General features: G+C 46.6%; 11 protein-coding genes. 5 read left to right on the forward strand and 6 right to left on the reverse strand.

The window, feature by feature from the left end:
- Positions 1-69: 69 nt before the first annotated feature.
- Positions 70-2148: a helix-hairpin-helix domain-containing protein gene (locus GXP69_RS09770; RefSeq protein ID WP_163914847.1), complete on the reverse strand. Its 2079-nt coding sequence runs from the start codon at positions 2146-2148 to the stop codon at positions 70-72.
- A 2-nt stretch (positions 2149-2150) separates the two neighbouring features.
- On the reverse strand, positions 2151-2951 hold the full coding sequence (locus tag GXP69_RS09775; protein WP_163914849.1) for a PorV/PorQ family protein: 801 nt from the start codon (positions 2949-2951) through the stop codon (positions 2151-2153).
- Between the two features lie 224 nt (positions 2952-3175).
- Between GXP69_RS09775 and GXP69_RS09780 the strand changes: the two genes are divergently transcribed.
- Positions 3176-3484 carry a GIY-YIG nuclease family protein gene (locus GXP69_RS09780; RefSeq protein WP_163914850.1) on the forward strand — a complete coding sequence of 103 codons (309 nt, stop codon included), beginning with the start codon at positions 3176-3178 and terminating at the stop codon, positions 3482-3484.
- Positions 3485-3546: 62 nt separating this feature from the next.
- Here GXP69_RS09780 and GXP69_RS09785 read toward each other — a convergent pair whose 3' ends face one another.
- Positions 3547-5874: a glycoside hydrolase family 20 protein gene (locus GXP69_RS09785; RefSeq protein WP_163914852.1), complete on the reverse strand. Its 2328-nt coding sequence runs from the start codon at positions 5872-5874 to the stop codon at positions 3547-3549.
- A gap of 667 nt (positions 5875-6541) precedes the next feature.
- Positions 6542-8869: a S46 family peptidase gene (locus GXP69_RS09790; protein WP_235925658.1), complete on the reverse strand. Its 2328-nt coding sequence runs from the start codon at positions 8867-8869 to the stop codon at positions 6542-6544.
- A gap of 174 nt (positions 8870-9043) precedes the next feature.
- Here GXP69_RS09790 and yidD point away from each other — a divergent pair, with 174 nt between their 5' ends.
- The 4 genes from yidD to GXP69_RS09810 all read left to right on the forward strand — a co-directional run bounded on the left by yidD (position 9044) and on the right by GXP69_RS09810 (position 12406).
- Positions 9044-9265, forward strand: coding sequence for a membrane protein insertion efficiency factor YidD (gene yidD, locus GXP69_RS09795; protein WP_163914854.1), 222 nt, complete (start codon positions 9044-9046; stop codon positions 9263-9265).
- 154 nt (positions 9266-9419) lie between these two features.
- Positions 9420-10901 (forward strand): DUF5687 family protein, encoded by a 1482-nt coding sequence (locus tag GXP69_RS09800; RefSeq protein ID WP_163914856.1) that lies wholly within the window; start codon positions 9420-9422, stop codon positions 10899-10901.
- Positions 10902-10925: 24 nt separating this feature from the next.
- Complete coding sequence (locus GXP69_RS09805) at positions 10926-11621, forward strand: ABC transporter ATP-binding protein (protein WP_163914858.1); 696 nt, start codon at positions 10926-10928, stop codon at positions 11619-11621.
- A 137-nt stretch (positions 11622-11758) separates the two neighbouring features.
- Positions 11759-12406, forward strand: coding sequence for a hypothetical protein (locus GXP69_RS09810; RefSeq protein WP_163914860.1), 648 nt, complete (start codon positions 11759-11761; stop codon positions 12404-12406).
- Between the two features lie 48 nt (positions 12407-12454).
- On the opposite strand, the gene GXP69_RS09815 is transcribed toward GXP69_RS09810, so the two are convergent.
- Both GXP69_RS09815 and rplS read right to left on the reverse strand, forming a co-directional pair.
- Positions 12455-13045, reverse strand: coding sequence for an inorganic diphosphatase (locus GXP69_RS09815; protein WP_163914862.1), 591 nt, complete (start codon positions 13043-13045; stop codon positions 12455-12457).
- Between the two features lie 132 nt (positions 13046-13177).
- The gene (rplS, locus tag GXP69_RS09820) at positions 13178-13531 is read right to left on the reverse strand and encodes a 50S ribosomal protein L19 (protein ID WP_163914864.1); all 354 of its coding nucleotides are present in this window, start codon (positions 13529-13531) and stop codon (positions 13178-13180) included.
- Positions 13532-13586: the final 55 nt, after the last annotated feature.

Genomic DNA, 13586 nt, shown 5'->3' on the forward strand with positions numbered 1-13586 from the left:
AGCCCACAAGTCCTTCTTGTGGGCTGTGTCATATTCGAGAAATCTCCAACGCTAATATCACAACGACAACTAAAACTTATACCTAACCTGCACCTTTACATCCGATCTGCGGGAGCCTTCGATCGTTTCTAAGCCGGAGCCGATGGTGTCTGTGTTTCTATAGTTTGTGACAGCATATTTTACCCATACATCCAAGTCACGGATCAGCTGGAACTGCAGCAAAGCATACATGCGCGTGCCTTTCCCACTCAGCGCCGGAATTGAGAAGGAATAGAGTACATCACGTTCATAAACATACTGCCGGGTATCATAACTGTCGGTGTCGAAAATGGCGTAGCGGGTGCTCAGGCGAATATTGCGGAAAGTGAAGTTGGCGTCCTGGGCAATCAGGTAACCGGTTTGCTTTGGTGCTTCGTGGGCATAACTACTGAACTGTACCCGGCTTTTCAGGCTTAACTTGGGAGTAGGACTAACCTCATAATACACCAGGTAATTGCGGCGCAGTGCCTGTGCCACGTAATCTATAGTTGTGGTATTGTCTGGCGCGTTCAGGCCCTTGCTTTCGGTGCGGAACTGGGCATACAGGGCGCTTTGCCGGTTTGGTTTAAAGTATAACCGCACCAAGTACTCATCGCCATAAGACGGAGCATCTACACGGTAGCGCAGCCACGGAAAAGTGAAACGGTCGTAGTAAGCTGTTATTTCCCAGCGCGCAATGGGTTTCAGTTCGATGCCGGTATAAAAGCCGCGCTCGTTTATGTTGCGGCCGCCCTCGCCAAACGCACCGCCATACAAACTATGGAAATCGCGGCTATAGTACCGGTACAGCATAGCCAGTTCTGCTTTGTTGGATAAGTTAGCGATGAACCCGTTTACGCTCCCGATGCCACCGCTTTTGCTGACAGCCGTTTCACCGAAGAGGTACACATTCTGCCAGGTAAAACTATAGTTTGTGCCTGCTGTATAGTTGCTGGTGCCATTAAACTCAAAGCGCTGGTAAGGTGCATCCGTTTTTTTGATTGGTGAACTATAGTTTGTGCCGACTGCAGTAACCCCAATTGTAAATGCCCGCTGCTGGTATTGCAGGCTGCTGCCATAAATATGCTCCCGCACGCGCCCTTTGTTTGCCAGCTCCGTGGGTGTTCTGTGAAAGCCGGATGTTTGTATGCCGGTAAACGACTGGCTGAACTCAGAAGTAGTATCTGGCTGCAGGTTGGCATCCACACGCTTGATAGAGTAAAAACCCGTCAGATTCAGGTTGTTTGTCAGACTATAGGTAACAGCTCCGCCTCTGAAAAAGGCGTATTCCAGCACCGAACTATAGGGCCTGATGCCCAGGTTGGCACGGCTAATGGTGGTGATCGTTTCGCTTCCTTTGCCCACGCTGTACCCCGACGACAGTTGCAAACCCTGCCCGATCTGCAACTGATAATCGCCTATCGCTATCGTTTTAAAGCGGCCTTTGTTGTAAAGCTGCAAATGCGCTGTATAAAAGTCGAAGCCGTAACGGCGGGTGCTGCCGTCCCAGGTAAAGGCTTCGCCAGCATCTTTCTCGGCTGTTACTCCTAAGCTATGGTCTCCGGCATGGCTCTGGCGGTAGCGCAGGTATAGCTTGTCCGGAGAGCCGGCATACCTGGTCTGCGATCTGCTGCTGGAGTCAATGGGAGAGTAGCCACGCCGCTGCTGCAGCGTGCGCTCGTAGCGCAATACCAATGCATTGTTGTCTTCCCCGATCAGGCGTTGCCAGAGTGGCCGGGTATCGGCAAACAAACCGGCATCCTCAACCCGCACAAAAGGTAGCAGTTGGTAAATGGTGAGGAGATCGAAGTTAGGGATGGCCTGTAGTTCGTAAATACTGAGCAGCTTACCATTATCGCGGATATGCTGGAAAAAAGCTGCGATCTGGGGTCGTGAAAGAATGAACAGCGAAGCCAGTTCTTCGGGTGTGGTATTGTTCAGGTCGATGGGCTGCTGGTAATACTGGAACAGGGTTTCATATAGGTCCTCATAGGAGATGTTTTCATCTTCCTGCACCGAAAACAGCTCCTGCACAAACAGGTCGAGATCTATAGGTTGACGTGGGTAATCCTGTGCCTGCGCTGGCGTAAACAGGTAGAATAGCAGCAGAACAACTATAACACGCGCCATAGTTACATCGGGTTTATAGTTGCTGGCGTTGTAACGACTGTTGTGGTACTATTCGGGTTCCCGAAACTATAGGAAACCGAAAGGTGGTGGCTGCTGCCAAGCCATGTGGTGGAGCCAAAGGCGTAGTCAACTATAAACTGCCGGGCCAGAAATCCCGCACCAAAATTTAAGGTGTTGGTAAGCGACTGAAACCCGCTGCGAACTATAAACTTTTCCGGAAACAGCTGGTACTCAATGCCGGCTTTAAAAGTAGCGTTGTAGTCGATGTTCTTTTCGCTTTCTATCAGCAGCAGAAGCTTTTTGTAAGGCATGTAGCCTATGCCGGCTTTCATAACGGTAGGCAAACGCTCGTCTTCAAACTCAGCAAGCTTCGCCTGGTTCAGGTTGTAGGCATTGGCTCCGAAAAACAGGCCCGGCACAATTTCGCCCTGGCCACCTATAGTTAGCGTTACCGCTTTGCGACTGCCATAACCAGCTACTGCAATCTGCCACACATCTACTTTTGCACCCACGCTAAACTGGCCAAGCTTATGCGCTGCACCTACTCCAATATGTTGCCGGTTGTATAGCTCATCTCCAAACCGACTTAAACTGATGCCATATCTGCCATACTTCTGAGTTGGTACAGCGGCCAGCAGCGCCACCGTAGTAAAAGCCCGAATGCCAAACCTGTTCTCGGCATAGGCGCCAACCTGGGCTTGCGAAAGGCCGGCGATACCAGCAATGTTGTTATGAGATGCCCATATATCGGGAAGCGTTACGGATGCATTACCAAGCGAAGCAGCGCGGGCACCAAATGGCACATCAGACTGCGCCCAGGCAAGCAGAGGGGAAAATAAAAACGAGAAACAGATGCAGCGAAGTAAAGTTATCCCATTCGTAAGGCTTTAATTATTAACGAAATAGGATTTACGGTGTGGGTAGTAGCTTGGTTGTTAGATGGTTGCCTTTTGCTTGTGGCAACTTTGGAGTATTGTTGATGGTAACATCTGAGATAGATCTCTCACGTTGTTCGAGATGACAAAAAATGAAGTCACATAATTACTTTGTCTATATCACTACAAATCCAAAAAGGTCGACCTTATATGTGGGCATGACAAATGATTTGCAACGTCGGCTGCAGGAGCATTTTATGAATAGTGGAGATGCAGCAACTTTTGCAGGTAAGTATTACTGTTACAATTTGATCTACTTTGAAAGACACACTCAAATCCAACATGCCATTGAGCGGGAGAAGGAAATAAAGAAATGGAGCAGGGGCAAGAAAGAAGCTTTGGTTAAAACCCAGAATCCATTCTGTAAATTTCTGAATAAGGAGATTCAGGATGACCAATAAATTAATTTTTTCATTGTCATCTCGAACAACGTGAGAGATCTATTTCAGATCATTTAAGACAATTACTCCACCACTATCTCACTCACCATTAACCAGGCTGTTTTGCCGGCGGAGCGGTGGTTTGGCGGACAGACTTTAATGTTACGGGCCACCAATTTTACAAAGCGCGCTTTTACAGGAGAGAATTCAGCGGAAATGGTTTGAGTGAAGATGCCGCCTTTTAACGGGTCGGTAGTATTGGTTATGGTTTCTATAGTTTTAAACTTCTTCCCATCCTCCGAAACCATAACCTCTAGCTGTGTTGGCAGAAAGATATTGGCCAGCATGTTCTGTAGGTATGTGCTGCTGATGCGGTTTATAGTTGTAATCTGCTCCAGGTCGATGATTGTCTCCAGATCGTCAGCGGCAAAGCCCAGCCATTGGCCGTCGTTCTGGTTATTGGAGCCGGTTAACCCATTTACAAGCGTAGCACCTCCCTGTGCCCTGAAGTAGCGACTTGGCTGCTTTTGCAGCGTTACTGGTCGGGCAAAGGCCTTGTGTATAGTTAGCGTGGTTGTTGTTGGCTGATCTACCATCTCTCCATTTACAAACGAAGCCGCTTTTATAGTTGCAGATTGTGTAAGCGTAATTGGTTTGCCGTATAGTTGCGAATTAGTGGTCGGGGTTTCCCCATCCAAAGTATAGTAAACCTGCGTTCCGGCTGCATCGGTATTGAAAGCTATAGATGCCGCCCGCTGAGCAGTATCGGTAGTTACCTGCTGCTTTACCTGGTAGGCGCTGGTGGCATAGTTTATACCTAAAGTCTGGTAACGAAGGTATTGCTGCTGCAAGCGCTGCTTAAAGTTGTCCCAGTTTTTATTTGCCGGGTTGGTCCAGAAGACTTCGGATGCTGCGGCAATTCGCGGAAACAACATGTACTCTACCTGGTCGAAGGTTGGGATGTACTCTGTCCAAAGGTTAGCCTGCGCACCCAGTATAAAGCGCTGCTCCGACGCAGAAAGCTGTGATGGGGTAGGGTTGAAACTATAGACCTTACTAAGCGGCGTGTATCCTCCAAAAGCTAGCGGCTCCAGTTGCTGCTCACCCTGGTAATAATCCAGGTACAGGTGCGAGGTTGGTGACATTACCACCCCATGCATTTGCTCTGCTGCTTTCACACCGCCCGCTGTTCCGCGCCACGACATCACCAATGCATTGTTTGGCAGGCCGCCATCCAGTATTTCATCCCAGCCAATAATGCGTTTGTTCTTCGAGCGCAGAAATTGTCCGATTCTGTTTATAAAATAAGTCTGCAGTTCATTTTCGTTTTTCAGGCCTTCCGAAGCGAGGCGTGCCTGGCATTTAGAGCAGACTTTCCAGCGGGTTTTAGGTACTTCATCGCCGCCAATGTGTATTGTTTCACCGGGGAAAAGCGCGGCTACTTCGGTTAATACATCCTGTAGAAAAGTATAGGTTTGCTCGTTGCCGGCACAGAACACATCTTCAAAAATACCCCAGGCCTGTTCTACCGGGATAGGGCCGCCGATGCAACTCAACTCAGGGTAAGCAGCCAGTGCGGCTTTGGCGTGGCCAGGCATCTCAATTTCCGGAACTATAGTTATATGGCGCTCTTTTGCATACTGCACTACTTCCCTTATTTCGTCCTGCGTGTAAAAGCCGCCGTACCTTTTGCCATCAAACTGCTGCGGTCGTTCCAACGCATGACCAACTATAGTTCCGTCGCGCCACGCACCTACTTCGGTTAGTTTCGGGTATTTTTTTATCTCGATGCGCCAGCCCTGGTCATCGGTCAGGTGCCAATGGAAGGTGTTGAGCTTGTGCATCGCCATGTAATCCAGGTACTTTTTGATATCCGAAACCGAAAAAAAATGACGCACGACATCCAGGTGCAGGCCGCGCCAACTATAGCGTGGTTTATCGGTGACTTCCAGGGCAGGAATAGCTACAGGAGAGAAGCTCTGACTAAGTGGCAATAGCTGACCAATCGTCTGGATACCCATTGCAATTCCGGCAGCCTGGTTAGCAGAGAGAATGACCTTAGTAGGTTGCACCATTAAATGATAGCCTTCTGCGCCGAGGGTGTCGGGTTCGTTACTTAGTTGCAGCAGAATATAGTTAGCCGCCCGCTTTCGGGGCTTTTTATAGAGAAGCTGTGGCTTTATACCTGTCACCCGCTGTAGTTGCTTTGCCAGTTGCAGGGCTGTAGTTTCCAGATAGAGCTGCTCGGGGAGTAGGTAAATTTTGGTGCCCGGGTTAAGCATAAACTGCCCATTCTGCTCCTGCAGGTGCTGTGGTTGGGGAACTATAGATACCGACGAAAAAGACTTATACTGCGCCGAAGCGGCAAAACTGTAAACTATAAAAAGGGTAAGGATAATCAGGCGCGGCATGGGTAACATTATGAATACCAAGATTAAGCAGGATTACTGTAAAATGCCAGCAAGACCAACGATTAAAGTAGATTTTTGTCTGAACCGGGATGAATGGAGATTTTTAGGATTGGCCGGGTTTTGACATTTTTTAAATGCTGCAAGTTTAGCTTTAGCGTAACTTGTGGCGGTGCATGGCAGCCAGTTTGCAACTGACTTTGCTTTGGGAAAGCAAAACAAACTATAGCTGCAACTATAAAACTATAGTTTGCTCCTAACGTCAATCCTTCTGGCGCGGATCTGTGATCCGTGACTTATTTATAACGTTGGATTTGCAATCCAACTGGGCCAGAGGTCCAAACTATAGTTTGACACGAGCAAGGACGTTCGCGCCATGGTCATTAGCACAACTATAGACCTAGCCAACTATAGACTTTTCAACTATAGATTTCAACTACCTGTCCTTTTCTGCTTACCCAGAGAGTCAGTTACAAAATGGCTCCATAGGTAACCTCATTTATACTAACACCAAACATGCGTCATAAGCTATAGTTAAAGCCAGACCGCCCTTCCTAACCCCAATCCATAAAATCATACGAATCAGAGAAATTACATAAATCACTGGTCTCTAGCCATAAAAAAAGCGCTGAGATTTCTCCCAGCGCTTTTCTATAGTTTAAAAAGGTGCTTAGTCTTTAACCTGAAGTTTAACTCTTGCTTTGCCTTTTTTCTTTTCGATCTTGAACTCTGTGTTACCGGCACGCAGTTTCTCCTGCGCCTCAGTTACCGTTGCGTTCAGTAGTTCTGCCTGTGGTGTTTTAGCTTCTGCTTTTACGCTGGCAGCATCGCCTGCACCCGGGCTGGTAGTAGTTACAATCGTCATCTCGTTGATCAGGTTCTGAGCACCTGCATACTTATCGATGATGAACAGGATGTAACGGGCATCTACGTTAATGCAACGCTTGTAGTCTGCATCGTAAACTAAGTCACCGGTCATTGCTTCCCAGTTACCGTCAAATGCAACACCGGTAAGCTCACCTCTGCCGTTAATTACCGGAGAACCGGAGTTACCACCTGTAATGTCGTTGTCAGTGATGAAGTTAACTACCATCTCGCCTTTAGAGTTAGCATAGCGGCCATAGTCTTTTGCCTGGTACAGTTGCTTCAGTTTAGCTGGCACCTCAAACTCCTCGTTGGTCGGGTCTTCCTTCGCCATCAGGCCTTCCATGGTAGTGTAGTAGTTGTAAATTACACCATCCTGCGGGCTATAATCTTTAATGGCACCGTAGCTCAAACGGATAGTTGAGTTAGCATCAGCATAGTAAACCTTATTTGGGTTCATCTCGCGCAGGCCGGCTACATACAGGCGGTTAGCCGTGTTAAGTTTAGTGTTAGCGGCTGCCAGTACCGGCGTGATGTTGGTTGTATAGTTATCCATGATCGGCTGTACAATCGAGAAAGCAGGATCGTTCTCCAGTTTCTTGGCTGTCGGGTTTTTCAGGAAATCCTTCATCTTCTGCTCCGATACAACAAACGAGTTGCTGTATACATGGTCTGCCAGTTTATTGAAATCGCCTTTGTATTTAGCTACCAGGTTCTTGAACGCAGCAGGCTGCTGGTCTTTGGCAATGTCGTCAGAGTAGAACTTCAGCATAGCTGCAAATACCTTCTTGTCAGTTGGCATGTTGTAGTCTTTAAAGAAGGCATCTACGCGTGGTGTTACATCGGCAACTGCTCTTTTAACCACTGCATCGTCGCCAGACTTCAGGGCATTGTAAAGCGGCATCAGGCGGTAGGCCATCAGTAACGATTCAGTACCAAGTATAGCTTCGTTCAGGTAAACAGTACCCAGGTTATATTTCTCGATCTCTTTGTAAGCAGCATCAATGTCAGACATTACGTTGCCATAAGTTGCCTTACGCTGTGCATCATTAGCCCATGCCTGGAACTTAGCCTCATCAGCTCTTTTGCCTTCCAGCGTTTTCATACGCTTGATGCCTTCGTTCTGACCGATAGAGTATTTATAGTAGTTGGAAGTAGAAGCGTGCTTAGATGCATATTTAATACGGATTGCATCGCTCTTATCCATGTCCTCTTTCCAGATAGCCAGCTTTTTGTCGCGCAGCTTAATACGCGTGTTGTTCAGCTGATCAACTTCCAGTTGCAGACCATGCGACGTCATGAAACGCTTGGTACGGCCCGGGAAACCAAATACCATAGAGAAATCGCCCGGCTCTCTGTCGCCGATGTTGATTGGCAGGTGGTGCTTAGGCTGGTAAGGAACGTTGTCTTTGCTGTAAGGAGCTGGCTTGCCATCTTTACCGGCATACACACGGAAGATAGAAAAGTCGCCGGTATGGCGTGGCCACATCCAGTTGTCGGTGTCGCCGCCGTATTTACCGATAGATGATGGAGGCGTACCTACCAGGCGCACGTCGGTGTAACGGTTGTAAACGAACAGGTAATATTCGTTGCCGTTAAAGAAATCACGCACATACGTTACGTACTCGCCGTTGTTGCTGGCTTCTTTAGCCAGTGCCTGCATGCGCTGTGCTACTTTCTGCGCACGTTCCTGCTCTGGTGTGTTATTGTTGATGCCTTCCAGTACTTTGCTGGTTACATCGTCCATACGCACCAGGATATCAACAAACAGGCCTTCGTTCGGAAGTTCTTCTGAGTGGTTTTTTGCCCAGAATCCGTTTGTCAGGTAATCTTTTTCAGGAGTAGAGTGAGACTGAATCTGGCCGTAACCGCAATGGTGGTTTGTAAGCAGTAAACCTTCTTTTGAAATGAATTCACCGGTACAGAAACCGCCGAACTGCACTATGGCATCTTTCAGGCTGGAGTTGTTTACAGAGTAAATTTCTTCGGCTGTCAGCTGAAGTCCTTTTTTCTGCATATCAGCGTGGTTCAGACGCTTTATCAGCATCGGCAACCACATACCTTCGTCGGCTTTGGCAGTGTAAGGCACACTTAAACCGACTAAAAGTAGGAGTGAAAGGATTCTTTTTAACATAGAAATATGTTTAGATTAGTTAAACTGCATGCAATTTACGAAAAAATCGTGCACCTAACGGATGTTAGGGTTAGTTATAGTGTGTTTTGTGTGCCGTTTTTTGCTTTTCGATGACGAGCTATAGTTTGGAAAAGTTTAACTCGACACACAATACAGGAATACGAGACTTCAACCATGAGCTGGATAATAAAGAAACTACTGCTTGGCCTGATCTGGGTGTACCAGCACATGATTTCGCCGCTAAAGCCAGCAACCTGTCGTTATACCCCAACCTGCTCTACTTACGCGCTGCAGGCAGTTACAAAATATGGCCCGTTTAAAGGCGGTTGGATGGCCCTGAAACGCATTGGGCGGTGCCACCCTTGGGGCGGTAGCGGTTACGATCCGGTAAAATAGCTCACCAAAAGCTGGGATTCCTGTTTTATCGAGCAGGGGAGGCCGTCGGTATTTTTTTATAGCGAGTTGGTCTAAATGCTGGTGCAGGGATTTAAAAAATGAAGGTTTTTCAGGTATATTGAAGAAAGCAAATACACTTTAATACCTGTTGCCTATGTTACTAACGCTACTCTCTCATCAATGGAAGGCACAATTACGCTCTTCCATTTTTCAGAAAAGTCTGGTCCTGAACATCATCCTCGGGCTGTTTATTTTATACTTCGGAAGCATTTTTCTGCTGCTGGGTTTTGGCATGCACGAGATACTGACCAAATTTCACCCCGGTCAGAATGTAATAGGCATTTTTAACGGTGCGCTGCTTTTCTGTTTCCTGATCGACCTCTTTTTCAGGTTTTTGATGCAGGAGCTGCCGGTGCTGGCTGTGCAGCCTTATCTTCACCTTCCGATCTCTAAAAACAGACTGGTACATTATGTGCTCTTAAAATCAATTCCGAGCATTTTTAACCTGTTCCCGCTGCTCTTTTTTGTGCCGTTCATGTTTACTACGGTTATACCGGCCTATGGCACAACTACAGGTCTGGCTTGGCTGGCGGCGCTTTTTCTGGTAACACTACTCAACAATTTCCTGCTGCTGTACTTTAAGCGCCTGATGAGTACAAAGCCGCTTTACACACTTGGTTTCGGACTTGCCATCTCGCTGCTTATGCTACTCGACTACCTGCATGTTGTATCGTTGCGTGCTGCGTCAGAAGCTGTATTCGGAGCTTTATTTGTAACGCCTTGGCTGGCAGCTGTGCCGCTTGTGCTGGTAGTAGGCGCTTATCTGCTTAACTTTTATTACCTGAGAGCCCATACTTACCCCGAAGAACTTAACCTGCGCAAAACTGCTGAAGCTTCAGGTAGAGATATCACGTTCCTGAACCGTTTCGGTGAACTTGGTAAATTGATAGAGCTGGAGCTGAAACTGATCTGGCGCCACAAGCGCACCAAGTCTGTTGTTAGTTTGTCGGTTGTGTTTCTGTTCTACGGCTTTATATTTTATGGCAAAGGCACTTATCTGGAAGGTTTCGCGATGCTAATATTTGTAGGGATTATACTGTCTGGGATGCCGATGTTTAACTATGGCCAGTTTGTGCCGGGTTGGCAGAGTGCTCATTTTGATGGTTTACTTACCCAAAAGAACATCTCACCTTACCAGTTTTATGAAGCCAAATACTGGATGATGGTACCCGTAACGGTGCTGGCTTTTGTACTTACGCTGCCATACGGCTTCTTCGGCTCTAAAATTATCCTGATAAACGCGGCTACGCTGCTTTATAACATTGGCGTTAACGTGTTTGTGATCTTCTTCTTCTCGGTTTATAACAAGGAACGTTTAGACCTGAGCAAGGGCGCAACTTTTAACTGGCAGGGCGTAGGTGCCTCAAAATTTGTGATGATGTTGCCAGCTATGCTGCTTCCAATTCTGATCTACCTTCCTTTTGGTTTAATGGGCGTGCCATATGCCGGTATTGCTGCTTTAGGCGGCCTGGGGCTGCTGGGTATCATCTTCCGGAAACAACTGCTGCAATGGTCGGCTAACAGGTTTATAGCGCATAAGTATAAACTTGCCGCCGGCTTCAGACAATCAAACTAACTATAACATTTAACTATCAGAGCAATGCTAACTATACATAATCTTCAGAAAATATATAACGGTACAACAGTTGTAAACCTGCCCGAACTAACTATAAATGCAGGCGAAGCAGTGGGCTTAGTAGGAAACAACGGAGCAGGCAAAACCACGCTTTTCCGGATGCTCCTGGACCTGATCAGGCCAAGCAAAGGCGAAGTGCAGTTGAAAGATGTAAACGTGATGCAGTCTGATGCCTGGAAATCGTATACGGGCTCTTACCTGGACGAAGGCTTCCTGATCGATTACCTGACATCAGAGGAATACTTTAAGTTTATTGGCGACCTGCACGGGCTGTCTGGTGGCGATGTGGCCGAGCGCCTGGCACCTTTCACTGACCTGTTCAACGGCGAGATCCTGAACCAGCGCAAGTACATCCGCGATTACTCTAAAGGCAACCAGAAAAAGATCGGTATTGCGGCAGCAGCGCTATCAAACCCGGAATTGCTGATCCTGGATGAGCCTTTTGCCAACCTGGACCCAAGTTCACAGATACGCCTGAAGAACCTGCTGAAAAAGCTTCGTGAAGAAAGACGCATGACTATGTTCATTTCAAGTCACGACTTAAGCCATGTAATTGATGTGTGCGAACGCATCGTGATTTTGGAGAAAGGACAGGTAGTGCAGGATATGCAGACAACTGAAAACACGCTGCAGGAACTGGAGACGTACTTTACAGTTTAAGAGTTTTGGAGCTAGAGAGTTTAGGAATATTTTACAAAACAATTCCTGGCTCTCTATTCTAAATTGCTAACTATAGCCTGATTTCAAACTATAGGCTTGCCTCTTTTCTTGGATTTTATAGTAAGCGAGTAAATGAAATGATAAAAGCTCTACATACCATATTGCTGATTTTACTCTTTGCTTTTGCGACCAATGCTCAGGACAAGAAGGGGAAAAAGATAGCATTGAATAAAAAAGAAATTGACCAGTATAGTTACGACACTCTCCTAAGTCAAGGCTACCACCTTTCTTACAGAGTGTACTTTGACTCAACTACAGACGAGAGATTACAGAGACTTACACTTGTAAAGGGGAAAAGGGATATTAAGCAGTTGCGCGAGACAAGCTATCCGATGCCTCATAAAAATCTTGGTTACATCGGGGCAGACTTTGGCGATACTTTCCTTTTTGTGCAGTCATTCGGCGCGGGAAACCCTCACGAGATGCAACTGATAGACAAGAAGACAGGCAAGGAATTGATGAATGGCGTTTGGGTAGGTGTGAACCAACCGGAAAAGGTAATTCTTTACATCACAAACATATATGAAGAAAACGAAGAGCTAAAACTACTTGACCTGAAGAATAAGAAAGAAATAGTAGTTAAGGATTTCTCGGATTCCGACTGTGTAAAAGAGCAAATCGGTGGACTTAGAAATTGTATAGAAATAGATTCTGTGACATCAAAAGAAATCATTCTGAAGGTTGAGTCAGAAGAAGAAAGAATAATAAAGAGATACAAACGCTAATCACACCCTCAGGCAACCTTCGCCGCCTTATGGCAAGTCTGATCCCAGCTATAGTTTCATCCAGCGCTGAATCTCTTTTTCTGCAAACTTCTCATCTTTCCAGCCTATAAATTTAAGAGGTGCAGTTCTGTTGTGGTATACAAACCACTGCTGTAGTGTTGTTTTCACTTCCGGGTACTCCAGGCTCAGCGAGGCATAGTTGTAAGCCTTTATCAATTGCTCGCTTGGGCGCGCCGGCACTGCCACAACAATAGGATACAGGTCTCCTGTTGGTTTTTCCAGCATCAGCGTTGCCACCGGAATTACTTCTTTTACAGTGCCTGTCTCGGCGCGTTCACCTAATACCAGCACGCTCAGTCCACGACCATTTTTGCCTACTTCTGTAGAGGGTATAAAGCCATAATTGCCCGGGTAAGGCAGGTGCTGCACCACGTGGTCATGGCCTGCCAGTTTTTCGTTCTCAAATGCCTTGTTAGCCGGGTTGTAGCTTATTTTCTGGTTGCTGCCGGCGGGTATTTCTATTACAGCCTGTAGTTGCCTTGCACCAGAATAGGTTGGTAATTCGGCGTAGTTGGTCTGGCAGGCAGTAAAAGCTATAGTTACAAGCAGTAACAAAAACGGAAAGTATAAACGGCTCATAAGTAATGCTGAAATGATCGTTAGAGCTATAAGCTATAGTTTGGGTAACTATAAAGTTGTTCAATAAAAAAAGGAGCCGTTTGTGCGACGGCTCCTTCCTTAACTATGGAAAATTTATGAAAACAGGTATTATTATCTTCTTTCCTTGATTCTTGCAGCCTTACCTGACAAGCCTCTTAGGTAGAACAATCTAGCTCTTCTTACTTTACCTTTTCTAACAAGCTCAATTTTCTCGATAGATGGAGAAAGAAGCGGGAATATACGCTCTAAACCAATCTGGTTAGAAATTTTTCTTACAGTGAAAGTCTCACCATTAGTATTTACGTTCTTACGCTGAATAACAACGCCCTGGAACTGCTGAATACGCTCTTTGTTACCCTCACGGATCTTTACGTGGATGTTTATAGTATCACCCGCCTGGAAAGCAGGGAACGATGCACGTCTGTCTGTAGATTCCTGCTCAATTAATTTAATTAATTCGCTCATGGCTATGTTCTTAAAGCTAAAGTATCTTCTTCAAAATTCGGACTGCAAAGATATG

Source organism: Pontibacter burrus (genome assembly GCF_010686685.1).
GTDB lineage: Bacteria > Bacteroidota > Bacteroidia > Cytophagales > Hymenobacteraceae > Pontibacter > Pontibacter burrus.